The following is a 23,837-nucleotide window of genomic DNA, read 5'->3' on the forward strand; positions in this document are numbered from 1 at the left end:
GCGGATCAGTGATATTCCTCACCGCCGGAGACATTCATCGCCTCCCCGGTGATATAGGAAGCTTCGTCTGAACACAGGAAGGCACAGGCTTTGGCGATATCTTCCTGCAACCCCGGACGCCCCAGTGGAATACGCGCACGCATATCTTCCATGTAGCGGTCGTGTCCCTTCCCGGTGACTTCGGAAAAGTGCGCGTTTTGCCAGGCTCCGAGGCCGGTAGTTACATGGTTCGGGCAGATGGTATTTACCGTAATCCCCTCGGGACCCAGCTCCAGGGCAGCAGAACGCGTGAGCCCGACCATTCCATGTTTTGATGCGGTATAGGCAGCGGCATGGGCAAAGCCGGATTTGGAGGCCTGACTGCCGATGTTGATGATTCGACCACCGCGCCCCTGTCGCAACATAACTTCTGCGGCGTACTTGATGCCGAGAAACGTACCGCGCAGATTGACGCCCAGCACGGCATCCCACTTGTCTACGGCCATTTCAACGATGGGTTCCATCAGGTAGCCAATGCCGGCGTTGTTGACCCAGATATCCAGACTGCCGAAATGCCCGAGGGCAAATTCCGCTGCAGACTGCACTTCCTGGGGCTCCAGCACGTTGCAGGAAAAGGTGGCAACCTCACCACCGGCATCGCGAATTTCACGGGCGATCTCTTCCATTTCCGCCGTGGTTCCAACCGCGTTTTCCGGCAGGTTCTCGCCCTGCCCGCGGCCGATATCCGTCAGTACCACTTTGACGCCTTCCGCTGCCAGGCGCCGCGCCATTGCTTCGCCCAACCCCTTGCGACGACCGGCTCCCGTAATCACGGCAACCTTGCCTTTCAGCTCCGGATACTTGCCCAATGCTTCCATCTGCCACGCTCTCCGTTGTCGTTGATCAAATAGATTCGGTCAAAATGAATTGCGGATTGTCGGCAAACTGCTGGAACTCCGCCGCAACGCGCTGCATCGTCTCGCTGGACACATCCGCCCCCAGCTTTTCCATATCGTTTACTTCGAGCAGTTCGACGTATTGGTACGGGGCGGGCGCATCGGCGCCGAGCAGGCCGGTGGTACGCAGTACAGAGAATTGATTGACCGATGCCAGATCGCGCACCGTGGGTAAATCGGTAGTGTTAGCCCACTGCTCGTAATCGGACGGATTAACACCGGGTTTGAGGTTAAACAGCACAACGATCATGGTAGCCATGGCAGGCGCTCCGACGGTTAAGTGAATGTCACCAACATCCTATTCTTGAGATATTGTTATGTCAATATAACATTTGATGCGCCAGAGACCCCGTAAGTACACATTTCAGGCATCTGGGAATTCGCCCTTTCGCACCGAGAAATCGAATCGCGAGCCCCAAACCGCGAGGCCACCAAAAAGGGAATACCCCACCCACGGACAAACACCGTCGCAGGTGCGATAAACAATACAATCAGGCCTTGGCAGCTAGCCCTTCTGCGAATTTGCGGTAGGCCAACGCCATTTCCTGCAAGGTCTCACTGATGGCATCCACGGCGTTGACCTTCTGCCACCAGGCGGAAAGCGCAGGAAACGCTGCGAGCGGTGCATCCACCCCCACTACCGGGGACAGCTCCTCCAGGTAGCGTATGGTGGGCGCCAACGCCAAATCGCCCAGGTTCAGCGCGCGCTCACTGCCAAAGTCCGCCATCAAGCGCTCACCTTTCGCCAACTCAGCGTGGAGACCTTTTGCCATTTCCTCTCGATCGACATTGCCTCCGGACATCACCGCCCGAAACAGCGGGAACAAGGCATTCACCGCCAGATGCAGGTCTGCATAGCGCGCCAACATGCGCATTTGCGCCCGTTCAAGCGGCGATTCAGGGAGCAGCGCACTGCCACCGCTTACCGATGTTTCCGCGAGAAACTCCATAATCGCCCAGCTCTCGGCAATCGCCTCCCCGCTTTCCAACTCAAGAACCGGCAACTTGCCCAGCGGAAACCGCTCGTAAAAGGCCTCAGTCCGCAGCGGCACGGGCGGCGGCAACACTTCAACAGGCAGGCTATCCAGCCGCGCCTGCATGCGCACACGCGTGGCGTAAGGAGAGTGCGGGAGGCTGAACAGCTTCATGGATGAGAGCTTCATGAGTGATTTCCTTGGGTGACTTCCTTAGGTAGCGCCTTGCTGAATTCAATAAATGAGGTGCAAGCCATAGGCTGCGTTTGCCAGCAGCCCCAGCCAAATCAGATAGACAAATGGTCGACAGGAGGCGATAGAACCATGAATGATCTGGTTGACAGACTCACTGCTATCACCGGCCATCAACTTGCCCCAAGCAGCGCCAAACGCCACCAGGCGCATACGAATCAGCAAACCACACAGCACCAGCAAGGCAAAAATACCCAGCTTGATCGCCAGCCAATCCGCCGCGAGGATGAAATTGGTTGCCAGTGCGTAGCCTGCGAGCCCCAACAGGCCCACGATCAGGACTACACGCAGGTAAAAGTCGAGACGGGTCAATACAGGAATAAAGGGTTTGCCGTGAGCGAAATGCAGGGTTGCGACCAACGCAAACCACGCGAGACACAGCCCCCACGCCAGCCACAGCCAGAACGGAGCCACTGCCCATTGCCCGGACATATACGCCAGCTGCAACCCAAGAGGCAGGATAATTGGCATACAGAAGCGCGGCCCCTGGTCACACCCCATCATGATGGTAAGTGCCGTACTCCGCGCCTGCGGGGAAAGGTCCGACCGGGTGACGTAGCGACTTGCGTAAAAAGTACCCAAATCACCACCAAGCCAATAAACAAAGCACAGGTTGTGCAGCAACTTTACAAACAGATAAGCACTCATAGGGATCGCTTCTTATTGGTTTTCCCTCACCATACCGCAAGAAAACCCCCGCGCATTGCTATAAGTCAAAACCCAGGGGCCGACGGATTGCTAACATCCTCCAATATGACGCCGTACGCCGAACTATGAGCGCTCGGCCCGAACTATGAGCGCTCAGCGCCCGTCACAGGATGACAGTCTCCCACTCAGCACATTGCAGGTATTCGCTATGGAAACCACAACGAAAACAGCCAAAGAAATCTACCTGGAAGTGAAAGCCAACCCCGCCCGCAAGCGCTTTGGTTTCGGCCGCAAGGCCGCACTCGTGAATGTGGACCCACAAAAGGCCTATACGCGCACCGACCTGTTCAAAACTGCGTACGAGACCGACCCCAATCAGATGCACTACACCAATGAACTGGCCAAAAGCTTTCGCGCCAAGGGCTGGCCGGTCATCTGGACTCATGTGGCCTATATGGAGTCCGGCGAGGATGCCGGCATCTGGGGTACGCGCACCGACACCCCGGACTCCCTGCAAAATATCAAATTCGACTCCACCCGAACCGAGTTCGATGATCGGCTGGAGATAGACCGCCAGCGCGATGTCATTTACTGCAAGAAAATGCCCAGCGCCTTTTTTGAAACCCAGCTGCAATCCCTGCTGGTGTGGCATCAGGTCGACACCGTGATCATTACCGGTGGCTCCACTTCCGGGTGCATCCGCGCAACCGCGGTAGACAGCCTTTCCCGCGGTTACCGCACCATCGTTCCGGAAGAGTGTGTAGCGGACAAGCACGAGAGCTACCACTTCGCCAACCTCACCGATTTGTCGCTCAAGTATGCCGATGTGGTGGATGTGGCAGAGGTGTTCCAGTGGCTGGAAAACGGCAACAACGAATAAGTAATATCGAGGCTGACCATGCGATCCGACCCCGGCTTCTACGACTACTGGCCCTATCACGAAAGACCCAAGCTGCGCTGGCCGAACGGAGCGCGCGTAGCGTTCTGGGTAGCACCAAACATTGAGTTTTATGAGCTGAACCCGCCGGCAAACCCACACCGCAAAGCATGGCCACAACCCAGCCCTGCGGTGCCGGGATACAGCATTCGCGATTACGGCAACCGGGTCGGGCATATGCGGCAGATGGCCCTGCTCGACAAATATGGCATTCGCGGCTCCATCTCACTGTCTACCGCGCTGTGCGATCACCACCCGGAAATCATCGAGCTCTGCCGGGAGCGCAACTGGGAGTTCTTCAGCCACGGGATTTACAACACCCGCTACACCTACGGCATGTCCAGCGAACAGGAACGGGACATGATTCGCGATTCCATGGAAACGATTCATCGGCACACCGGCCAGAAGTGCGCCGGATACCTGGCCCCAGCGCTTTCGCATTCGGAAGAGACTCTCGACCTGTTCGCGGAAACCGGTACAGAGCTGTTTGGCGATGAAGGTGGCTTTTACACCTGCGACCTGTTCCACGATGACCAGCCCACGCCAATCAACTTGCGCAGCGGTAAGCGCTTCGTGTCGGTACCCTATTCGCTGGAAATGAACGACACCATTGCCTACGTGGTCAACAAAGTGGAACCCCGCCGCTACGGGCAGATGCTGCGAGATAATTTTGATCGCCTTTACCAAGAAGGTGCGGAGAGTGGCACCGTGATGTGCATCCCCACGCACAATTACCAGGTAAGCTGCCCCCACCGCCTGCGCGCCTTTGAAGAAGCGCTCGAATACATCACCGGCCACTCCGACGTTTGGGTGACCACTGGTCGCGAAATTGCCGAATACTACCTGCAGAATTATTACGACACCGCGCGGGCAGACATCCAAGCAAAAAATGCGTCTGCGGCTCGAGAGGTACAGCCATGAGCGGAGAAAAGGCCATGAGTGATACGAAAGCCCTGCCCCCAGAGCACCTCCAATACCCCGAGCGTCACTACGGCATGGACCACGATCTCTACTCCTGGGAAATGCTGACTAATCGCAAACCGGTACACTGGCAGCAAGGAAAACTGGCGCTGTGGGTCAACGTCAGCCTGCAGTTTTTTCCGCTTAATCAACGCGGCCTGCCATTTCCACCGGCCGGCGGCATGACCATGCCCTACCCCGACCTGCGCCATTTTTCCCTGCGAGACTATGGCAACCGAGTCGGTATCTACCGCATTCTGCGCGCACTGGACAAATACAATATCAAGCCAACGTTTGCCGTGAACGGCGAACTGGTTCAACGCGCGCCGTACCTGCTTCACCTGCTGCGCGAACGCGGTGACGAAGTGATCGCCCACGGCTGGAATATGGACAGCCCCCACTACGGCGGGCAATCAAAAGGCGTGGAAAAAGAATTGATCTCCCGCACCCTGGGCTCCTTGCGCAAAGCCACTGGTCAGGAGGTCCGCGGCTGGCTGAGCCCCGGCAAAGTGCACAGCGAAAACACCCCCACCCTGCTAGCAGAACAGGGCTTTGAGTATTTTTGTGACTGGGTAAACGACGACATGCCCTACCGCTTCAACACCAACAGCGGTGCGCTATGGGCGATGCCTCTTTCGACAGAACTGGAAGACCAGTTCATATTGCGCAACAACCTGCACTCCGAAACCTCCTACGCAGAACAGATGGAAGATGCGTGCCGTTTTCTACTTTCTGAAGCGCAAACCCAGGGTGGCCGCATTCTGGCTCTCAACATCCACCCGTGGATGTTGGGGCAACCTCATCGAATTGCGTATCTTGAGCGCGCACTCGAATTTATTACCGCACAACCGGGCGTATTTAGCGCTCCGGCACACTCCCTTCTGCAGCAACGTGAACAGGCAATTGCGCAGCCAGCCTAAGCGCTGGCTGCCATTTGATATCAAATGATATATCATTAGCGCTTTTCGCCGGGCAGAAGGTCTCGATGTTATGGATGCCATCAATACGCTTTTCAGCAAGCAGCAATTAGAATCGCTGTCGGAAGAGTCGCACTCCCCCCTGTATTTCCAGCTTTACACGCTGCTGAAGAATGCCATTTTAAATGGAACCCTTGAGCACGGTGACCAAATGCCTACGGAACTGCAGCTGGCGGAATCCTTCAGCGTATCCCGTATTACCGCCAAGCGCGCCATGGATGAGCTGGCCGCAGAGAGCTTGGTAGAACGCCGGCGCGGTAAAGGCACCCACGTCATTTATGAATATCAGCAACAGCCGGTAAAAGCGCCGCTGGTAGGTATGCTGCAAGAAATCGAAAGCATGGCGCGGCACTCCGAAGTTGAAGTGCGCAGCTGCGAATTCCTGCAGCCCTCCGCCGAAATTCGTGAGGAACTGGGCATCGAAACCGGTGACACCGCCCTGCTACTCGAGCGTACCCGCTCTCGTGACGGAGCGCCCTTTGGTTACTACGTCAGTTGGACCGCAGGACTGGGACAGAAAGTGACGGCCAAGCAGTTTGAGAAAACCCCGCGACTCGAAGTGTTCCGCAAGCAGGGTTTGGAAATTTCTCACGTAACCCAGACCCTGAGTGCCGAAGCCGCCACTCAGGAAAGCGCGCGCGAACTGGCAACCACCGTCGGCGCCCCACTGCTTAGCCTGACGCGACGCTCCTACGCAAAAGTGAATGGCCAGGAACAGCTGGTGGACCTGATGCACGTGCTTTACCACCCCGACCGCTTCCAATACCAGATGGACCTCAAAGCGGACGAGTTCTAATCCCGACAAGAAATTTGTTTAGCGGGCTATGCTTTTATAGATAGGTTTTATCAGGCATAGCCCCAAATTACCGCACCCGGCCACTGCCCGCTGAAGTCTTGCAACTGTACCTGCCACTCTTTTTCACCCTGCACCCAGCAGTATTCCCGCAGCAAGCCATCGCACAGCAAGTATTCGGAACCATTTTCATACTGACCGCCGGAATAGCGATAGCGCTCAACCTGCTCGCTGCTAACCTCTTCCGACTCCCCTACTAATCCCCTTATTGATTGCCCTACCGATTCCTGCCCCAAGTACTCCAACCTGCGACTGGAGACATCCGGCATAAACAGCTTGTCTCGCTGCCCCGGGTCCTGAATCCACGGCACTAGAATTTCTCCGCGCCCGCCAGCGGTAGCAAGTCCGGTAAGGAGCTGGCCCGCGAAAATCCGCATAAGTGGGAAGAAGTGCATTTCAGCCGCAGGAAAGCTTTGCGCTGGTGAGCCGGGGCGGCGATAACGATAGCGCGCGTTACTGGACCTACCTTGATTATCTGGCTCGCAGCGATAGGTCGCCAATGCGAGTGGTACGTCGCCACCCTCACACCATTTCAGCAGCCCCCGCATACCGCCGGATTCATCGATCCTTACGCGGGCGCTTATGCGCAGAGACAGGGATGGCACCTCGCGCACACTGGAGATTTCATAGCCGCTACCAAACTGTCGCAGCTGCCATGTCTCCGCGAGTGGTACCGGCTTGCCGTCGCATTGATATTCATAGCGCCCAGCTGCCAGAGGAGAAGAAACGTCGTTCGGTATCATTCCACCGTGTCCGCAGCCACTTGCAGCAAGTGATCCGTGGACTGATGCGCGCGATCACGCAACAGATGCGTATTGGAGGAAAGCATTTTGTTGACCGCAGCACGCGGGTGCAGCGCCGCCACCGTCAGCGCCCCCTGCTGGCGCGTCATAATCGGCTTGTTGATGTTGCCGTCGAAGTGACGCTCTCGCCACGGCTCCAACAGGGTAAACTCCCGCTCCAGACTGGCCACAAGCCCACCATCGGTACCGGGCATTGCCGCAACCAGGCAGATGCGGTTTTCCGCAGCCCGCGCGGCCATCAGTAACGGTACGTTTTCGTCTTTTCTGCTGCCGCGGCTCGCTCGCTGCGAGGGTACCGCCAACACACAGTGCGCGCCCTTGAGCGCCGCCATACGGGATAGCTCTGGGTAAAAGCAATCTTCCCCGACCAACAGTGCAACCCGCCCCCAGGGCAAGTCAAACACCTGTAACACACTGCCCGCCGGCGCCAGCCCCATGGCACAGCGATGCAACTGCGGCTGCACCAGCCTGCGCCCGCTTTCATCGAGCAGAATGCCGACGTGGTGCCAGCCGTGCACACCTTCTTCGATCACACTGGTACAGATGGCAACGCCGTTTTTACGGCTTACCTCTGCCAGGCGCTCTTCTGCCAAGCTGCACAACTGCATGGTGCGCGCCCAATCTTGTGCGGGGTCCGCAACCGGGAAACACGCCGGCAATACCGCAAGCGCGACATTTTCCGGCAGATCCACAATCAGTTCTTCGGCACGCTCTATCGCCTCGATACCAGTACCCTGCGGGCTAATCAAGGCCACTTTTACTTCTTCCTCTGCGTCACTCGAGGGCGTCAACGCGCTCTGCTTGAGCCCCTCGTACAGCGAAGACTGACGGCGGGCAAGCGTGCCCATGCTCAACCGCAGCCGGGCATCTCGATCGGGCAGTTCGGCCATCACCACTTGCTCAACGCCCCGCTTACCCTCAACCACTGGGCGCCCATCCAAACCGACGACCTGGCTTTCTCCCGCGCCGTAGAGCAAGGACTCGGGGATCGATGTCATTGCACTGACCTGCGCCAGCTCCTGTTCCGGCACCAACGGCCCAACCTTGTTCGCCGCCACCATAAACAACCGGTTCTCCGCCGCGCGCGCGCGCACATGCAGGCTCGCCTCATCAAACGCAAACGAATTCAGGGAGTTGCACAGCAAATCGGCGCCGGCCAATGCCAGGCGTCGCGCAGGCTCAAAGCTGATGCCGTCGCGACAGGCGATAAACCCAATTCTTCCGAGCTCCGTATCCACGAGTCCCGCCGCCCGGGTCGCGGGGGTAAAGAAGTCATTTTCATGCCCCATCAAACTCTGCTTGTCCGCCTCACCCAGCAGATCACCACCTGGCCCATAGAACAGTGAGGTCACGGTGATTACCGGTTTCTCTCCTTTCCTGTACTGGCGCCGCAAAGATACGTTGATCAGCACATAGCTCTTGTGCATTCGTGCGCGCGCCGCGATCGTCCGCAGGAACGGGCCATCCAGGTCCAACGCATACTCCCAGGCCTGATCCAGATCCTGATACCAAGAGATCCGGTTACAGAACTCCGGCAACACCATCAGCTTTGCCCCGTCCGCAGCCGCGCGATCAATCATGCGGATACAGGTGGCTAGGTTTTCATCAACATCCGTTCCGGTAGCAAATTGCAGTGCGGCGACCTTAGGCATAGTTCCCCCGGCATGGCTATTTCCCGGCAAAGTTATTCTCCGCCGGGACACTGGATAAATTCCTCTTTCGAGCCAATTGTACTATTGATATAACTTTATTACACTACCCCATCTAGACCGACTACTTTAGACCGGCTTTGCAGTAGCCATGTACACTCATGGGCGGTCTCGTAATAAAAAGAAAACAGCTGGGAAAATCCGTCAACAGCGAGGCGCTGCACAATGGATACAACAAACCTGACCCCAAACCACCAAGCTTCCCGTACCTGGCTTGGTGCCCAATTGGCAGCGGGCATTTCCCGCGGCAACTTTGCCACCTACCTGTTCGCCGTATTTATTTCCTCCGGGTATGCGGGAGCCCTGGCGGTGTTACAGCCCGGGCTACTACACGTAATGGGCTTTGCCCAGGACACCCAGGCCATGGTGACCGGTTACCTCAGTGCCATGCAGGAGCTTGTGTTCATTCTGCTGCTTGGCTCTGCAGGAGCACTGTCTGACCGCATCGGCCGCCGGCCGGTCTACGTGTTCGGTCTCGCCCTCACCGGAATTGGCTTTGTCCTCTACCCTCACGCCGATTCAATTACGCAGCTGTTCGCCTACCGTCTGCTGGTCGCTGTTGGCAGTGCCGCGATGATCGGAATGATGGTGACGGTGGTTGCCGACTACTCGAGCGAATCCTCCCGCGGCCGCGCCAATGGCCTGCAAGCCCTGGCCGCGACACTAGGTGCCTTTATCCCCCCTATTCTCGCCAGCCTTCCGCAAGTCTTCAGTGGGCGCGGCATGGATGAACTGGCAGCGCAACAACTGACATTTGCCGTAGGCGGCGCCCTCGGAATCGTCGCTGCGGTTGTGGCGCTGTTCGGGCTGGCACCCAGAGTTATTCAGACCGCCTCTGCGGCCAGGGAGTCGCTGGTGCAAACACTGCTCGGCGGCCTCAAGGCGGCGCGCGATCCGCAGACCGCCCTTTCCTACGGTGCGGCTTTTATTTCCCGTGGCGACCTTGCGGTAACCGGAGCCTTTATCTCCCTTTGGCTGGTGCAATACGGCACGCGCGAACTCGGCATGACCGCCAGTGAAGCGATGTTTCAGCTGGCAGTGCCGCGGGTACTGGCAACCGTCGCCGGTGCCCTGCTCGGCTCGGTGATTATGGGGCGCATTGCGGACCGCACCTCGCGCGTAAATGCTGTCGCCTTGGCATCCGGGCTCGCCGCGATTGTGTACAGCGCGGTATTCCTGATCCAGGATCCGACCGCCAACTGGGTGATCGGCCTGCTGTTTGTGATGGGTATTGCTGAGATCAGTGCATTCGTCAGCAGTCAGGCACTGGTGGGCCAACAAGCACCGGAAGCCTACCGCGGTGCGACCATCGGCTTCTTCGGCGTTGCCGGTGCATTTGGTATTTTACTCGGCACCTCTGGCGGCGGCGTTCTGTTCGCGAAAGTTTCACCCAGTGCGCCCTTCGTGCTGTTCGGATTTCTCAATTTTGCCGTTTGCGTCTGGAGTATTTGGCTCAGCAAGCGGCTAACTCGTCAAACCACAACACCTGAGTCGTCGACCGTCTCTGCCGTTGCAACCAGCCAATAGAGAGCTATTGATATGGAAAACACTGAAAATTTGACAGAAGAATTTGTCGCCCATCTCGCCGGCGACGTAAAGATCGACACCAGTGAAACCTTTGACGCGGTAATGACGACCCGCGATCGGATTTGGGAAAAGATTCAGAATAGCCTGTCGCTAAAAGAAGACCTGCGGTGCGCGGACCTGCACAACTTCGACAATTTGAATGGCGAACACATTGGCCGCATGCGTACGTTCACCGGCGACCAATCCCCGGTGGACTGGATCATTCACTCCAATATCGGTACACCGCAAAATACGTTTACCAATATTCACCTGACCATCTATCTGGATGACTCGGTGGATGTACCCCATCTGGGTATGGCGTTTGGCACCCTGCCCGATGCGTTTTTCTACATTGATCCAATGCCGCGCTACGAGCCGCTGAGCTACCCCGAGCATTTGCAGGAATACCTGTCACCCCTGAATGACATTTACATGAGCCTGCAGGCAGAACTTTTCGAGGCCGGAGTAAAACCATTTAACGCCGCAATGCCATTTATCCGCGGTTCCCTGTCGCCTGTGGCACTGGCCGGTATCGCTCCACTGGATTTCTACCGCGAAAAAGTGGAGCCGAAAGTTTTCGCTTACGTAGATCATTGGCTGAAGCTGGTTCACGAAGCTAAGGCGGTGCAGGATGCGGAAACACGCGCGCAACTGAAACAGCGCGACGAACTGATCCGCCGCAATATCGTGCACCTTGACCCGGCCAACCCGATCGCCGAGCGCCTGGTCGGCAAGCCACTGGCAGATCGCCTGGTGCGCATTCTGTGTGCCGAAGAGCGCAGCGAATAACTTTCTTGGCCAAGAACGGGAGGTAAGCATGTCGGAGTCATTGAGGCAGTTACTGGCCGGAGATCAGGTACTTTCCGTACCCGGTATCTACGATGGCCTGAGCGCCCGACTGGTGGAACAAGCCGGATTCAAGGCGGCCTTCCTGTCCGGGGCATGCTTGTCTTTCGCCCGTTTCGGTCGTCCGGATATGGGCATTGTCAGCGCCGCCGAAGTGGCAGAAACGGTAGCGGTGATTCGCGAACGCACGCCTATGCCGCTGATCGTGGATATCGATACCGGTTTTGGCAATGCGTTGAATGTACAGCGTACCGTGACGACCTTTGAGCGCGCCGGCGCCTCTGCATTGCAAATGGAAGACCAGCTGATGCCCAAGCGCTGCGGCCATATGCGTGGCAAGCAGGTTATCAGCCGACAGGAAATGGTGGGTAAGATTCACGCGGCACTGGACGCGCGACACAGCGACGAGACGCTGATCTTTGCCCGCACCGATGCCCTTGGGGTCAATGGGTTTGACGATGCGCTGGAGCGCGCCGAGCACTATCTGGAGGCTGGTGCCGATGCAATCTTTGTTGAGGCACCGGCAAACCTCGAACAAATGCAGATTATTGGCGAGCGCCTGGGCAGCCGAACGCCCCTTATCCATAATCTGGTTGAAGGTGGCCAATCCCCTGTCCAGTCCGCCGATGAACTGCAAGCGCTGAACTACCGCATCGCACTGTTCCCAGCGTCACTGCTCCACCTGTTCATTCCTGCCGCACAGAAATTACTCGCGCAATTAGCTCATAGCGGCCACCTGAACGAACTGCGCAATCAGATGATTGACCTGGCCACAGTAAATGACCTGCTCGGCGCCGACGAGCTGCTGGCGGCGGGCAAAAAATATCAATACGAATAAAAAGACGGTACGCAATTATGAGCCGTGACCACTCGCTTCCGGAACTTGCAAACTACATCGACGGTGCATTTTCCACACCGGCTATCGACCGCGAGCGCAGCTTGCACGACGCCAATACGGACAAACCCATTCAGGGACGCCGCAACTCCAACCGGGAGCAGATTCAGGCCGCACTTACCACCACCGACCGCATTTACCAGGCAGGTACCTGGGAAGATACGCCTGCTGAGGAGCGCGCAGAGCACCTGGAAGCGATGGCAGTAGAACTAAGCAGTGCGGAATACGCAGAAACCATCAGTATCGCCGACAGCCTCACCTCGGGCGCGATAGTACGCACCACCCGAAAAATGGCGCAGATGCTGCCGTTCGTATTCCGCGGCGCGGCTGCTTATCTGCGCGAAGGACATCTGGACAAACAAGTCCCCGGCCCGCGCGGCTCGGTAGACTACCTGCGCCGCCCTTGGGGCCCCGCACTGCTGATTGCCCCATGGAATGGCCCGACCGCGATCGGCTCTCACAAAGTAGCCAGCGCACTCGCAGCGGGTGCGCCATGTATTCTCAAACCTTCTGAATTTACTCCGCACTCGGCCATTATGATGGCACGCGCTGCAGATCGGGCAGGACTGCCCAAAGGTGTATTTCAGCTGACACTGGGAGATCGATCCGTCGGCGCTCAGCTGGTGGAAGACCCGCGCATCAAGGCCGTGTCGTTTACCGGTGGACTTGCCGGTGGGCGCGCCATCGCCCGTGCATGTGCAGACGACTTCGTACCAACGCAACTGGAGCTCGGCGGCAACAACCAGCTGGTTGTATTTGCCGATGCCGACCTGGATCTCGCCGCTACCGGCATCGTTTACGGGATGACAAATCTCAATGGACAGTGGTGCCGCGCGCTTGGACGCCTTCTGGTACACGAGTCAGTGAAAGATCGCCTGCTGGATAAGGTTATGAGCCAGCTGGCGAATATTCATATCGGCCACTCCCTCGATGAGGAAAGTGATATGGGGCCGCTGGTACACCGCGGTCACTTTGAGCAGGTGCAATCGGACATCGAACGTTTGCGGAGTTGCGGTGGGGAGATGCTGACGGCGACTCCACTACCACAGCTGGAAGGTAACTTTATTGCCCCAACCCTGATCGATGGTTGTCGCCCCGAGGATACCCGCGAGGAGATTTTTGGTCCCGTTGCCACGATCCACACATTCCGTGATGACAGCGAGGCACTCGCCCTGGCCAACGGCACCGACCTTGGTCTTGCCGGCTATGTCTATAGCGAGAATGAAGAAAAGGCCTTTGCGTTTGCGCGCAAGATGCGTACCGGTGGGGTCAAGATTAACGGCTACAGCCTGCTGAGTATCGGTGAAGGCACACCGCGCGGCGCCTGGGGGCTGTCAGGACTTGGTGAAGAGGGGCATGGGCAATCCATCGAGTTCTTTACTGGAGCCCGGGTGGTTGGCCTTTCTCCGCAGGATCCACTGGGTGGGCGCTAATGCGCCCAACAGCATTAATCGACCAGCGCAATAAATGTCTGCTGCTCGGGCTGTGAAATTTCGATCACTGCCTTGGAGAATTTGGGCGGGCCAAACTTTGGCACATGTCCATTAGACAAGCCCACCGGCTCTTTCGGAATACCGATAAAATTCCGGTCCATTTCACCGTTTGCATTGTCGTCATGGTGGACACTAATTGCGAAGGCGCCATACGGCAGTGTCAGTAACACTTCAAGCTGACCGTCTTGCAGGTTTTCCAGGCCGGTTTCTAGGGCATAAACCTTGGTATCGCCAAGAAACGTATCTTTGGAATCGTATACGGAGATATACAGCTTCCCGACTTGGGACTGGATATTGGCGATGGTGAGCTTTACGGCGGCGGTGTTCTCATCAATAGACTCACCAGAAACTTCAGCACCAGATTCTTCACCACCAGATACTTCAACAGAAACGTCTTCAGCGGCTTCTGTCGTTTCAGCAACAACCGCGCCGCCGTAGAGGGCGACAAGCCCGGCAAAACAACCACATAGGATTCGATTGATCATTACAGAGCTCTCCTTGGTGTAAAAGGAATATCGATTCAGGGGTTACATCAGCCACACACAGTTTGTCATTCACACGCCGATAAAACCAACACACATCAACCAACCTCAGGTCAGTGGCGCGTCTTTTTCGACTTGCAACCGGCGCCAGGTATCCGCCCTGCCCCCGGTGGGCACATCAAGCATTGATCCTACCATGCTGCCAACTTCCATCAACGCAATCAGGTCGATTCCCGTATCGAACCCCATCTGCTCAAGCAGCATAACCACATCTTCGCTGGCGGCATTACCGGTGGCGCCCGGGGCGAAAGGACAACCGCCGATTCCGCCGATGGCGCTGTCAAACTTGCGCACATCCGCATCCAGTGCAGCGTAAATGTTTCCAAGTGCCAACGCCCGGGTATCGTGGAAATGACAGGCCAGACGCTGTGCTCCATATTCACGTGCCAGCGCGCCCATCAAGCTGCGCACAGCCATCGGGTTGGCCGCACCAATGGTGTCTGCGATGTTCACATCATCCGCACCAAACTCGAATAGCCGCCCGGCAAGATCCATTACCTTACCCGGATCCGTAGCGCCCTCGAACGGACACTGCCAAGCCACAGCAATACATCCCACTGCGCGAATACCGTCCGCCTGTGCTGCCTGGAAAATCCCCTGTGCTTGCGCCAGTGAATCCTCAACGGACATGCGCACATTGCGCTGATTCATGGTCTCAGTGGCGCAGATCACCAGCACCACCGTGTTTGCACCGGCATCGCGGGCTAACTCATAACCCTTGGCATTGGGAATCAGCACCTGGCGATCGACACCGGAGTCGCCGGCAATTCCGGCGAGCACCTGATCGGTATGGGCCATCGCCGGTACCGCCTTTGGTGACACAAATGCTCCGGCTTCCACCGAGCGGACGCCGGCTTTTAGCAAGCCTCGGATTATTTGCACCCGTTGTTCAACCCGCAGAACCCGCTGCTGATTCTGCAACCCGTCCCGCGGACCCACGTCGTTGATCAGTACCTTTTCACGCATCGGTCAGCTCCGTTGTATCCGACTCAAGCCGCATCGCCGTCATCTTTCAGTGCATCGATATCGGCCTGCGTATAGCCACACAGTTCACTCAGGATCTGATCCGTGTGCTCACCAATATGTGGTGCCGGCGAGAAGGTGTCCTCATGGGTTCGGGACAGTTTGATCGGGTTACCTGGCGCCTTGGTTTTCTTGCCATTGGGGTGCGCGATATCCACCACCATATTGCGATGCAATACCTGCGGGTCGTTCAGTGCTCGCTCCAGATTATTAATCGGTGCACACGGTATGCGCTGCGCTTCCAGCTTTTCCAGCCATGCTTCCGTAGTGTCAGTGGCAAAAATTTCCGCGAGCTTTTCATCAATAAACGTCTTGTCGGCAAAGCGTCCCGGCTGCCCATCGTATTTTGGATCGTCAAACTCAGGAACCTGTACCACCGGCTTGAGGTTCTGCCAGAAATTGTCGGTAATCACTGCGATAATCACGAAGCCATCCGACGTCGCGTAGCTGTTATATGGCACATGCACAAAATGTGCATTGCCGATCGGATACGGATTTTTTCCGCTCAGGAAATGCATGGTGGCCATATAGTTCAGCATGGATATCTGACAATCCACCATGGAAATATCCACGTGCTGACCCTTGCCGCTCGTAGCCCGCTCGGTAATCGCCGCCAGAATACCCATCACCGCAAACATGCCACCACCCAGGTCGCCAATGGGGATACCAGCGCGCACCGGGTTGGCCGGGTCTTCGCCGGTAATCGACATACCGCCACCGTACGCCTGCGCCACCTGATCAAACGCCGGACGCTTGGCCCCGGGGCCGTCAGAGCCAAAGCCCGACACACAACAGGTGATGATGCGAGGATTAATTGCATTGAGTGAGGCGTAATCGATCCCGAGACGCTCCGGAACACCGGGGCCAAAATTGCTGATGACCACATCCGCCTGCTTCACCAAATCATAAAAAACCTGACGACCGCGCTCGCTCTTAAGGTTCAGCGCCACACTGCGCTTGTTGCGATTCAGGGTCAGATAGTAAGCGCCAAACCCGTCAATTGAGTTTTCCGGGTCTTTCGCCAGCAATTTGCGGGTACCCTCACCAGCCAGCGGCTCCACCTTGATCATGTCCGCACCCAAATCGGCAAGAAGCATCGCGCCATAGGGACCAGACAGCATGTGTGTCAGGTCCAGTATGCGTATCCCGTTTAGTGCTTTATTCATTGGTGAAACCTCCCGAAAATATCCATCATCAATCGTTGTAACTTATTACTCAGTGCGGGCATTGCTCAGAACTCTTCGAGCAAGCGCCCTTTCCCGATAATTCGATCTTCAATGCCGCAGGCGCGCAGCGCGTGCCAGACCGTCGCAATGTTGATCGGGATCAGGGGTTTCTGCAGCACATGCTCGAGGGTGGGGAAAAGATCCAGCGTTGAGAGATTGGTACCACACTGGATGATTGCGTCGACATCATCACCATCCACTTCGCGCACAGCGTCAAGCACCTGCTGGATAGGCGTTTCGGCGATCGCAGTCGCCGAGGGGCGATTCATCCCCTTGACGTTCACCACTTCAAAGCCGATATCGGAGAAAAAGCGGCGTACGTTGTCATCACCCACCTGCGGGTACGGCGTAATCACAGAAATGCGTTTGGCACCAAAGCAATTGAGCGCGTCTTTGGTGGCACCTGCACCGGTGGTCAGGCCGAGATCGCCGATCTGATCGCGGATCTCACGCTCAAACGCGATATTCCCCTCAAGGCCACCCCAGAAGGTTTCCGCAGACATGCCCAACATGATGTGGGAGACCTTCGCAGACAGCACATTGCGAATAGAGACCGGAATTTCGCCGCGCATAATGTCGAGAAAACGCTCAAACACCGTATTCTCATCATCACCACTGCGGCTCATTTCATCAGACCAGTTACGCAACTCGATCCAGAACCGCGATGGATGCCAGGTTACGCCATCCAGCCTGAGCTGCTGCAGGTCGTATTCGACGCCGGTATTGGTGGAAGGAATGATGACGCCGATTTGGGCGCGGCGGGCGATCTGATAATTATCCATAACGACTCCGGAAAATACTTAACGGAGTTATACCGGCCGCCCGTGCTGACCGGCATGATAATTATCAAGAACCTTCTGCGACTGCCGCTAGCGGCACAGGTTCTTTGGCTCGTGGTGCGCGCTGCGCTATGGCGAGCAGGAGCAACAGCCCCATCAACGCAGTGCCAATGTAGTAAGGGGCGTGAATACCGATACCCGCGAAGGCAGTGCCGGTAATCGCGGTACCCATACCGCGGCCAAGTGTACCCAGGGCGTTGTATAGCCCCATGACGGCGCCCCGGTTATCCGCCTGCGCCTCTTTTGAGGTGAGTGACTGCATTGAGGTCAGCACAAACGCCGCACCAATGCCCTGCCCCACCAGCGCAGCGGCGACTCCAGGGACGCTGGCGTAGCCGCCAGCCACGGTAACCAGAATGGCAGAGACACCGAACAGAATAGCTCCGGCACGCATCAGGCGGCGCTCACCAAAACGCCGGGACAGAGGCCCGATAAGCCCGCCCTGCACAATCACCATGGCAATGCCCGCTGCGATCAATACCGGCACCAGATCTTTGGGGCCATGGGCAATATCCGTGGCGTCCGCCCAAATCGGAAAGATCGACTCGACGAACCCCGCCGCCAGGTTGTACACGGTCACTGCACCCAGCAACAGACACAGGCCGCGCCGCTCGGCCACCCAGCCCAGTAGCTGGGAAAAGGACTGTGACTGCGTATTTGATTTTGCAGTGCCAGACAGGCTTTCCTTGAGGAAAAATATCACCACCAGTAACGCGGACAGCGACAAACCCGCAGACACCATGGCCGGAAGCTGCAAGTTGGCATCTTCAAAGCTATCGCCGGCTAAAAAGCCGCCCAAGGCTGGGCCCACAATAAAGCTGATACCAAACGCTGCCCCGAGCATACCCATGGCTTTCGCGCGATCCTGATCGGTGGTGACATCCGCAACGTAGGCCTGGGCCACAGACAGGTTACCTGCCATCAGCCCGCTAAACAGTCGCGATATGGCAACCATCCAGACAGTTGTGGCAAAGCCCAGCAGCACGTAACCCAGAACCGCACCGGCAAGGCTGACCACCAGAATGGGCTTGCGTCCAAAGCGATCGCTCAAGCGCCCCCATATGGGAGTGGAGAAAAACATACCCACTACGTATAACGCCATGCACAGTGTGGCAATACCGGGTGTGGCGCCGAGCTGTAGCGCATAGTACGCGAGGATGGGCAACATGATGGCAAAGCCAATCATGTCTAATAACACAATAGCTACCGCGATATACATGCCGCTTTGTCTCCCCGAAACCCTTGTTACTACTTGTGTCGTTTCTTGTGTCGCTACTTGTGTTGCGATCAGTGTTCTTCGAGCAGCCAGCCCATATTGTCGAACTTATCGTGAATACCGCAGCTGCGCAGCGCATGCCAGCAGGTGGCCACGTTGATCGGGAGTATCGGCTTTTGCAGCATTTTCTCCATGGCCGGGAACACACCTACGGTCGACAGATTGGTCCCCACCTGCACGATGGCATCCACATCGTCGCCATCAATTTCGCGCACGATGTCCAATACGTGCGGTTCCGGTACCAGTGCAATGGCATCGTGGGCATTGGCACAGCGCAGGCCCACGAGGTGTTTAATTCGATAACCCGCGTCTTCAAAGAACAGGCGAACGTTCTTGTCGCCCACCGGTTGATACGGAGTGATGATCGACAAGGTCTTGCCCTTGCCTTCCGGCAAGCCCAGCGCCTCCAGCGCCGAGATAACCGCGTTCGCTCCGGTAGTGAGACCCGTGTCTTCACCCACCAGCTCCTGAATACGATCAACAAAGCCGTCATTACCCTTAATGCCACCCCAGAAGGTCTCCGCCGACATACCCATCATCACGTGATCAGGCTTGCAGGTCATCAAGCTCTCAATGGAGTCACCAATGGTTTCACGCAAACGCTCAAGGAAGCGCATGAAGTTGGCATCATCACTAAGATCCGGGTGGTCGATCATAAAGCGTGTGGTATGCCAGGTAACACCGCGCGGCAACAGGCGCTGGCAGTCGTATTCCACCGAGGTATTGGTCGAGGGAATCACCACGCCAATTTTCGCGCGATGGCCGATGTAGCTATCGCGGTGGCCATTGCTCAGCTGGGATCTCTCCCGAGTTTTGGACAGATCGATTTTCTCAGGGAATGTCATCAGACTAAGCCTCGTATGCTTTATTGGACGGCCAAACTATCGCGCACGCAATTGATCATGGAACGCTCCAGCAAAAAGGCCTTGGCCTTGTCCGGATCGGCGGCGGTTTCCATCAGCATCTGCTGGCGCTTGCGCTGGATATTCGGATCGCGCGCTTCCATCAGTTTTTTATTCTCGATGGTGTGACGCTGCACAAACTGCACCGCCAGCTCACGGCGCTGACGATCGTACAGGGAGAAGGCCGCGTCCGCGTCAGCGCCCTCCTGAATCACCTTCTGGAGTTTTTCCGCGAGATTGAAGGCATCGTGCAGACCACCATTCATACCCATACCACCCAGAGGATTATTGATATGACAGGCATCGCCCACGAGTAGCGCGCGCCCTTGATAGTAGGTTTCGGCTACACGCTGGTTTACCGCATAGATACTGCGATGATGCACATCGTAATCTTCCTCGCGGGGATGCAGACGCTTGAGGCGCGACTGCACAAACTCATCGGAAAGATAGTAATTTTCTTCTGCCTCATTGGCAGGAAATACCGGCACCAGTACCCGCCACAACTTGTCGGTACGCAGGATTACACACCACTCTTCCGGGTCGGATACGTAATTCACATAGGAGAAATCTTCAAAGACCTCTTCGAATGGAAAGCTGGTGCTAACCACGAGAAACTTCTCGTCGTAAGTGAAACCGGAGTAGCCGATCTCCGAGCGCTTGCGTACCACACTGCGCGCACCTTCGGCACCGATAAGATAGGAGCCAGCCAAACGCTGCTCACCCTGGGCCGTGCGTACAACCGCCGTCACGCCACCATTGTCCTGCTCGTAGTCCACCAGCTCGCAACCAAAACGCACTTCTGCGCAGGCGTATTCTTTCAGTGCCTCGCAAATAAACCCGGTGAGTTCATACTGCTCCAACTGCAGGCGAAACGGAAAACGCGTATCTTCCTCGATCATGGACATATCGAAGGTGGCCACTTCACCGGTGGCACGATCGCGATACTGGTAACGATCCGCACGCAGGCCGCGCTCCAGCATTTTCCCAATCACCCCTTCATCCAGATCGGCAATCATTTCCAACGATGGTGGATGAAAGGTGGATGCCCGCAGGTCGACGGGCAATTTGTCGCATTTTTCCAGCAGCAGTACAGAGATACCCTGCTTCGCCAGAGAAAGCGCCAGCACGCCACCACTTGGGCCGGCGCCAGCAATAATTACGGGAGACTGATTCGACATAGTGACTCGCCAAATTCAATTATTGTTATCGATGATTCGCAGTAAAACGCTGCCATTTCCAGCTACCTCTCCAGCTACCTAGGCTTGCTGTTCCGCCTGCTGGGAAGTGGGCAGCGACTGCAAAACGTCTTGCACAGACATGACATCGGCATATTTTGCATGCATGTCAAACAGGTTGGCCTCGTGGGCTTCCGGGTTGCGATCCCCCACCGCTTCGCGAGGCACCACTACCGGGTAGTCGTGCTGCAAACCGTCGACCACCGTCGCGCGCACACAACCACTGGTGGTGAGGCCGGTGACCACGAGGGAGTCCACCCCTTGCGTTTGCAACCAGGTGTCCAAAGAAGTCTTGAAGAAGCTACTGGCCCATTGCTTGGCGATCACCGGTTCATCATCTTGCGGCTGCAGACGTGGATCGACTTGCACCCATTCAGAATCAGGGGTCAACACATTCAAGTGATTAATGCGATCGCGAAACACGCGCGCCTGTTGTTCGTGGTGATACACCACGGTGGTAAACACCACCGGCAAGCCGAGTGTGCGAAAACGCTCGAGCAGTTGAGAATTTGCCTGAACCACATCCGGGCAATCGGTACCGAGCGGGCAACGGGCACTGGTGAAACCGACGATCATATCGACCAGTAACAGTGCGGGCCTGGCGCCCAGACCGAGATTTTTTCGCTCAAGATCCACTTGCAAGCCCCCTTGGCCAAGTTGGCGGAAGTAAAATCGGTCGCTCAGTGTTCTTCGACCACTTCCATAAAAAATCGGCGCAGTAATGTCGCCACCGCAGCAGGCTGCTGCTCGCATACGTAGGTACCGGCATTTTGTGGCAAGGCCGATGCCATGCCGCGCGGCAACAGCTTCACGGTAGGCACCACCGCCGAACGCAGTTGATCTTGCCCACCTGCAAACACCACAGCAGGACAATCAATGGCCGCCAGCTGCTCAGCTACCGCCTGTTCGGTGACCGCCTTGTAGGAGGCCAGGTAATACTCACCACACGCAAACGCGGAAAGTGTTTCGCGCATACTCAGTGCCAAATCCGCCTGTGGGTCCTTGGCCCGCAGCCGCTGCCACATCGCCTGCCAGTGACTGCCCTCTTCGTCTGCCGCAATGGTCTTGGCTGCCAGCGGCAGCGCCTGTTTCTGGGCCTCAGATAACAGCGTCGGCCCACTCAGTGCCATCGCGCGCACAAATTCCGGATATTGAAAGGCCAACTGCACCGCAATAGCGGCGCCGGTGTGATGGCCAAATACCAGTGCGGGGCGATCAAATGTGGTGCTCACCGCCTGATAGATCGCTTCCGCAAACCCCGCGATCGAAATACTCCCTGCCAGCCCGTCACTTTCCCCAAACCCCGGAGTATCCACTGCAACCACAAAAAATGTGTCCGACAGCAGCGGCATCAAACGCTCATACATTGCCGATGAGCTGGGCGTCTGATGTAGCAACAGCAACAGCGGCAAATGCGCACTACCGCAGTAGCGGTAATGGATTTGGCCCGCCGCGTGGTCGAGATAACCTCGGCGCACTGTCCCTGTGGAATCCACCATTAGCGCGGCAGACTCCCAACATCCGCGCTGATCCATTTCATCTCGGTGAATTCCTCGGTGCTGTAGTGACCACCACTGCGTCCAACCCCTGAGAGACCTACACCACCAATAGGCGCCAGTGCATTACTCTGGAATGCGTGCATACCAATATGTACCGCACCGGAAGCAATCCGCCGCGCGGCATGCAGCCCCCATTGCAGGTTATTCGTCAGCACTGCTGCGGAGAGCCCGTAGTCACAGTCGTTCGCAATGGCGATCGCCTGCTCCAGGTCTTCGGCCTGCACCACGCTGGCAACCGGACCGAAACTTTCCTCGCGCCAGGCGCGACTGGTACGCGGAGGATCAAGCAGTACCGTGGGTTTCACCACCAGCCCCTGCAGTACCTCACCACCAGTCAACAGGCCCGCGCCACCATCGATGGCTTCCTTAACGTGCTCGAGTACTTTTTCCACCGCACGACCGTTGATCAGCGGCCCGTATACGGTTTTTTCATCACGCAAGTCGCCAAGATGCAACGATTCTGCCTCGGCCTTTAACGCGGCGATAAATGGCGCATAAACTTCTTTGGCCACCACAATGCGCGAGTTGGCCATACAAATTTGGCCACTATGGGTAAAAATACCCTGCGCTGCGATCTTCGCGGCTTCGGCGGGGTCAGCGTCTCGCAACACCAGCAGCGCACTTTTGCCCCCGAGTTCCAGCTGCATGCGTCGCATTTGTTTCAGCCCGGCCTGCCCTACTGCAATGCCGGTATTGGTCGAACCGGTAAGCGCAATACAGCGTACGCCGGGGTGGTTTACCAGCTCGGAGCCACATTCCGCACCAAACCCGGTAACGATATTCACTGCTTCAGGTGGCACGCCGGCATCCCACAGCAGGCGACCAAACGCGAGTGCGGTTAATGGGGTTTCTTCCGAGGGCTTAACAACCAGGCTGTTGCCCGCCGCCAACGGAAAGGCACACATTTTTGTTAGCAACGACAGAGGTGCGTTATACGGGGACACCACACCGACCACCCCCAGTGGCTCGCGAAAAACCATGGAGATTCGGTGCGGATCATCATTCGGGAAAGTTTCACCATAAAGGCGGCGCGCCTCACCTGCGGCAGTACGCAACAAATCGACGGTATAGGAAATTTCGCCGCGCGCCTTGGTGATCGTCGAGCCGCTTTCGTCAATCAATGTATCCAGAAAGCGCGCCTCGCCTTCCGCAGCGACGAGTTCCGCCGCACGCAACAGGGCGGCTTCTCGCTGGGCTGGTCGCAGGCGGAACCAGGCATCGAACCCGCGAGCAGCGGCCGCGACCGCGTCACCCACATCCTTGGCCCCGGCGCGCGGCACATGGCCCAAAACGTCATCGCTGGCGGGCGCGGTTACCGCGAAAGTGGTGCCATTCGCGGAGGGAACTTCTGCCCCGCCGATCAGCATGTCGTAATTCTGCATAGTGG

At 57.0% G+C, this 23,837-nt stretch carries 24 protein-coding genes; 8 read left to right on the forward strand and 16 right to left on the reverse strand.

The genetic code is table 11. From position 1 onward, the window contains the following. Positions 1–5 precede the first annotated feature (5 nt). From Mag101_RS09700 to Mag101_RS09715, 4 genes are all read right to left on the reverse strand, one after another. Positions 6–857 carry an SDR family NAD(P)-dependent oxidoreductase gene (locus tag Mag101_RS09700; RefSeq protein ID WP_198039959.1) on the reverse strand — a complete coding sequence of 284 codons (852 nt, stop codon included), beginning with the start codon at positions 855–857 and terminating at the stop codon, positions 6–8. Between the two features lie 25 nt (positions 858–882). Next, positions 883–1,194, reverse strand: coding sequence for an REDY-like protein HapK (locus tag Mag101_RS09705; RefSeq protein WP_077404093.1), 312 nt, complete (start codon positions 1,192–1,194; stop codon positions 883–885). Positions 1,195–1,426: 232 nt separating this feature from the next. Continuing rightward, positions 1,427–2,098 (reverse strand): glutathione S-transferase family protein, encoded by a 672-nt coding sequence (locus tag Mag101_RS09710; protein WP_077404096.1) that lies wholly within the window; start codon positions 2,096–2,098, stop codon positions 1,427–1,429. A 45-nt stretch (positions 2,099–2,143) separates the two neighbouring features. Further along, complete coding sequence (locus Mag101_RS09715; RefSeq protein ID WP_077404099.1) at positions 2,144–2,809, reverse strand: hypothetical protein; 666 nt, start codon at positions 2,807–2,809, stop codon at positions 2,144–2,146. Positions 2,810–3,017: 208 nt separating this feature from the next. Here Mag101_RS09715 and Mag101_RS09720 point away from each other — a divergent pair, with 208 nt between their 5' ends. From Mag101_RS09720 to Mag101_RS09735, 4 genes are all read left to right on the forward strand, one after another. Then, on the forward strand, positions 3,018–3,689 hold the full coding sequence (locus Mag101_RS09720) for an isochorismatase family protein (RefSeq protein ID WP_029249727.1): 672 nt from the start codon (positions 3,018–3,020) through the stop codon (positions 3,687–3,689). Between the two features lie 18 nt (positions 3,690–3,707). Beyond that, the gene (locus Mag101_RS09725; protein ID WP_077404102.1) at positions 3,708–4,667 is read left to right on the forward strand and encodes a polysaccharide deacetylase family protein; all 960 of its coding nucleotides are present in this window, start codon (positions 3,708–3,710) and stop codon (positions 4,665–4,667) included. A gap of 14 nt (positions 4,668–4,681) precedes the next feature. Continuing rightward, entirely contained in the window at positions 4,682–5,626 is a 945-nt protein-coding gene (locus Mag101_RS09730; protein ID WP_077408207.1) for a polysaccharide deacetylase family protein, read from the forward strand. 70 nt (positions 5,627–5,696) lie between these two features. Further along, positions 5,697–6,479, forward strand: a complete 783-nt coding sequence (locus Mag101_RS09735; RefSeq protein ID WP_077404105.1) for a GntR family transcriptional regulator — start codon at positions 5,697–5,699, stop codon at positions 6,477–6,479. Between the two features lie 50 nt (positions 6,480–6,529). Here Mag101_RS09735 and Mag101_RS09740 read toward each other — a convergent pair whose 3' ends face one another. Together Mag101_RS09740 and Mag101_RS09745 are read right to left on the reverse strand one after the other, a co-directional pair. Continuing rightward, positions 6,530–7,279, reverse strand: coding sequence for a hypothetical protein (locus tag Mag101_RS09740; RefSeq protein WP_077404108.1), 750 nt, complete (start codon positions 7,277–7,279; stop codon positions 6,530–6,532). Then, positions 7,276–8,991, reverse strand: coding sequence for a carbon-nitrogen hydrolase family protein (locus Mag101_RS09745; RefSeq protein WP_077404111.1), 1,716 nt, complete (start codon positions 8,989–8,991; stop codon positions 7,276–7,278). The genes Mag101_RS09740 and Mag101_RS09745 overlap by 4 nt, the downstream gene beginning before the upstream one ends. 222 nt (positions 8,992–9,213) lie before the next feature. On the opposite strand from Mag101_RS09745, the gene Mag101_RS09750 reads away from it, so the two are divergent. From Mag101_RS09750 to Mag101_RS09765, 4 genes are read left to right on the forward strand one after another with little or no spacing between them, the layout of a single operon-like run. Continuing rightward, positions 9,214–10,575, forward strand: a complete 1,362-nt coding sequence (locus Mag101_RS09750; RefSeq protein WP_077404114.1) for an MFS transporter — start codon at positions 9,214–9,216, stop codon at positions 10,573–10,575. Between the two features lie 12 nt (positions 10,576–10,587). Further along, on the forward strand, positions 10,588–11,403 hold the full coding sequence (locus Mag101_RS09755; protein WP_077404117.1) for a hypothetical protein: 816 nt from the start codon (positions 10,588–10,590) through the stop codon (positions 11,401–11,403). A 28-nt stretch (positions 11,404–11,431) separates the two neighbouring features. Beyond that, complete coding sequence (locus tag Mag101_RS09760; RefSeq protein WP_077404120.1) at positions 11,432–12,298, forward strand: isocitrate lyase/PEP mutase family protein; 867 nt, start codon at positions 11,432–11,434, stop codon at positions 12,296–12,298. A 17-nt stretch (positions 12,299–12,315) separates the two neighbouring features. Beyond that, positions 12,316–13,788: an aldehyde dehydrogenase family protein gene (locus Mag101_RS09765; protein ID WP_077404123.1), complete on the forward strand. Its 1,473-nt coding sequence runs from the start codon at positions 12,316–12,318 to the stop codon at positions 13,786–13,788. A gap of 14 nt (positions 13,789–13,802) precedes the next feature. Here the strand turns inward: Mag101_RS09765 and Mag101_RS09770 are convergent, their stop codons facing one another. From Mag101_RS09770 to Mag101_RS09815, 10 genes are all read right to left on the reverse strand, one after another. After that, the gene (locus Mag101_RS09770) at positions 13,803–14,333 is read right to left on the reverse strand and encodes a DUF2141 domain-containing protein (RefSeq protein WP_077404126.1); all 531 of its coding nucleotides are present in this window, start codon (positions 14,331–14,333) and stop codon (positions 13,803–13,805) included. A gap of 105 nt (positions 14,334–14,438) precedes the next feature. Continuing rightward, positions 14,439–15,356, reverse strand: coding sequence for a hydroxymethylglutaryl-CoA lyase (locus Mag101_RS09775; protein ID WP_077404129.1), 918 nt, complete (start codon positions 15,354–15,356; stop codon positions 14,439–14,441). A gap of 23 nt (positions 15,357–15,379) precedes the next feature. Further along, positions 15,380–16,579 (reverse strand): CaiB/BaiF CoA transferase family protein, encoded by a 1,200-nt coding sequence (locus Mag101_RS09780; RefSeq protein ID WP_077404132.1) that lies wholly within the window; start codon positions 16,577–16,579, stop codon positions 15,380–15,382. A 65-nt stretch (positions 16,580–16,644) separates the two neighbouring features. Next, positions 16,645–17,421: an Asp/Glu racemase gene (locus Mag101_RS09785; protein ID WP_077404135.1), complete on the reverse strand. Its 777-nt coding sequence runs from the start codon at positions 17,419–17,421 to the stop codon at positions 16,645–16,647. Positions 17,422–17,485: 64 nt separating this feature from the next. Then, positions 17,486–18,697, reverse strand: coding sequence for an MFS transporter (locus Mag101_RS09790; RefSeq protein ID WP_077404138.1), 1,212 nt, complete (start codon positions 18,695–18,697; stop codon positions 17,486–17,488). A 68-nt stretch (positions 18,698–18,765) separates the two neighbouring features. Beyond that, positions 18,766–19,599: an Asp/Glu racemase gene (locus Mag101_RS09795; protein WP_077404141.1), complete on the reverse strand. Its 834-nt coding sequence runs from the start codon at positions 19,597–19,599 to the stop codon at positions 18,766–18,768. 20 nt (positions 19,600–19,619) lie between these two features. Then, positions 19,620–20,834, reverse strand: coding sequence for an FAD-dependent oxidoreductase (locus tag Mag101_RS09800; protein ID WP_077404144.1), 1,215 nt, complete (start codon positions 20,832–20,834; stop codon positions 19,620–19,622). A 78-nt stretch (positions 20,835–20,912) separates the two neighbouring features. After that, positions 20,913–21,527: an isochorismatase family protein gene (locus tag Mag101_RS09805; RefSeq protein WP_077404147.1), complete on the reverse strand. Its 615-nt coding sequence runs from the start codon at positions 21,525–21,527 to the stop codon at positions 20,913–20,915. Between the two features lie 44 nt (positions 21,528–21,571). Then, positions 21,572–22,426, reverse strand: coding sequence for an alpha/beta fold hydrolase (locus Mag101_RS09810; RefSeq protein ID WP_077404150.1), 855 nt, complete (start codon positions 22,424–22,426; stop codon positions 21,572–21,574). Continuing rightward, positions 22,390–23,832 carry an aldehyde dehydrogenase family protein gene (locus Mag101_RS09815; protein ID WP_232324978.1) on the reverse strand — a complete coding sequence of 481 codons (1,443 nt, stop codon included), beginning with the start codon at positions 23,830–23,832 and terminating at the stop codon, positions 22,390–22,392. Before Mag101_RS09815 ends, Mag101_RS09810 begins: the two co-directional genes overlap by 37 nt. Positions 23,833–23,837 lie beyond the last annotated feature (5 nt).

It is taken from the genome of Microbulbifer agarilyticus, assembly GCF_001999945.1.
Lineage (GTDB): Bacteria > Pseudomonadota > Gammaproteobacteria > Pseudomonadales > Cellvibrionaceae > Microbulbifer > Microbulbifer agarilyticus_A.

Bases quoted from the DNA above. Each gene is read 5' to 3' on its own strand.
- Mag101_RS09700 (WP_198039959.1), bottom strand. From the start codon at position 857: ATGGAAGCATTGGGCAAGTATCCGGAGCTGAAAGGCAAGGTTGCCGTG.
- Mag101_RS09705 (WP_077404093.1), bottom strand. From the start codon at position 1,194: ATGGCTACCATGATCGTTGTGCTGTTTAACCTCAAACCCGGTGTTAAT.
- Mag101_RS09710 (WP_077404096.1), bottom strand. From the start codon at position 2,098: ATGAAGCTCTCATCCATGAAGCTGTTCAGCCTCCCGCACTCTCCTTAC.
- Mag101_RS09715 (WP_077404099.1), bottom strand. From the start codon at position 2,809: ATGAGTGCTTATCTGTTTGTAAAGTTGCTGCACAACCTGTGCTTTGTT.
- Mag101_RS09720 (WP_029249727.1), top strand. From the start codon at position 3,018: ATGGAAACCACAACGAAAACAGCCAAAGAAATCTACCTGGAAGTGAAA.
- Mag101_RS09725 (WP_077404102.1), top strand. From the start codon at position 3,708: ATGCGATCCGACCCCGGCTTCTACGACTACTGGCCCTATCACGAAAGA.
- Mag101_RS09730 (WP_077408207.1), top strand. From the start codon at position 4,682: ATGAGTGATACGAAAGCCCTGCCCCCAGAGCACCTCCAATACCCCGAG.
- Mag101_RS09735 (WP_077404105.1), top strand. From the start codon at position 5,697: ATGGATGCCATCAATACGCTTTTCAGCAAGCAGCAATTAGAATCGCTG.
- Mag101_RS09740 (WP_077404108.1), bottom strand. From the start codon at position 7,279: ATGATACCGAACGACGTTTCTTCTCCTCTGGCAGCTGGGCGCTATGAA.
- Mag101_RS09745 (WP_077404111.1), bottom strand. From the start codon at position 8,991: ATGCCTAAGGTCGCCGCACTGCAATTTGCTACCGGAACGGATGTTGAT.
- Mag101_RS09750 (WP_077404114.1), top strand. From the start codon at position 9,214: ATGGATACAACAAACCTGACCCCAAACCACCAAGCTTCCCGTACCTGG.
- Mag101_RS09755 (WP_077404117.1), top strand. From the start codon at position 10,588: ATGGAAAACACTGAAAATTTGACAGAAGAATTTGTCGCCCATCTCGCC.
- Mag101_RS09760 (WP_077404120.1), top strand. From the start codon at position 11,432: ATGTCGGAGTCATTGAGGCAGTTACTGGCCGGAGATCAGGTACTTTCC.
- Mag101_RS09765 (WP_077404123.1), top strand. From the start codon at position 12,316: ATGAGCCGTGACCACTCGCTTCCGGAACTTGCAAACTACATCGACGGT.
- Mag101_RS09770 (WP_077404126.1), bottom strand. From the start codon at position 14,333: ATGATCAATCGAATCCTATGTGGTTGTTTTGCCGGGCTTGTCGCCCTC.
- Mag101_RS09775 (WP_077404129.1), bottom strand. From the start codon at position 15,356: ATGCGTGAAAAGGTACTGATCAACGACGTGGGTCCGCGGGACGGGTTG.
- Mag101_RS09780 (WP_077404132.1), bottom strand. From the start codon at position 16,579: ATGAATAAAGCACTAAACGGGATACGCATACTGGACCTGACACACATG.
- Mag101_RS09785 (WP_077404135.1), bottom strand. From the start codon at position 17,421: ATGGATAATTATCAGATCGCCCGCCGCGCCCAAATCGGCGTCATCATT.
- Mag101_RS09790 (WP_077404138.1), bottom strand. From the start codon at position 18,697: ATGTATATCGCGGTAGCTATTGTGTTATTAGACATGATTGGCTTTGCC.
- Mag101_RS09795 (WP_077404141.1), bottom strand. From the start codon at position 19,599: ATGACATTCCCTGAGAAAATCGATCTGTCCAAAACTCGGGAGAGATCC.
- Mag101_RS09800 (WP_077404144.1), bottom strand. From the start codon at position 20,834: ATGTCGAATCAGTCTCCCGTAATTATTGCTGGCGCCGGCCCAAGTGGT.
- Mag101_RS09810 (WP_077404150.1), bottom strand. From the start codon at position 22,426: ATGGATCAGCGCGGATGTTGGGAGTCTGCCGCGCTAATGGTGGATTCC.
- Mag101_RS09815 (WP_232324978.1), bottom strand. From the start codon at position 23,832: ATGCAGAATTACGACATGCTGATCGGCGGGGCAGAAGTTCCCTCCGCG.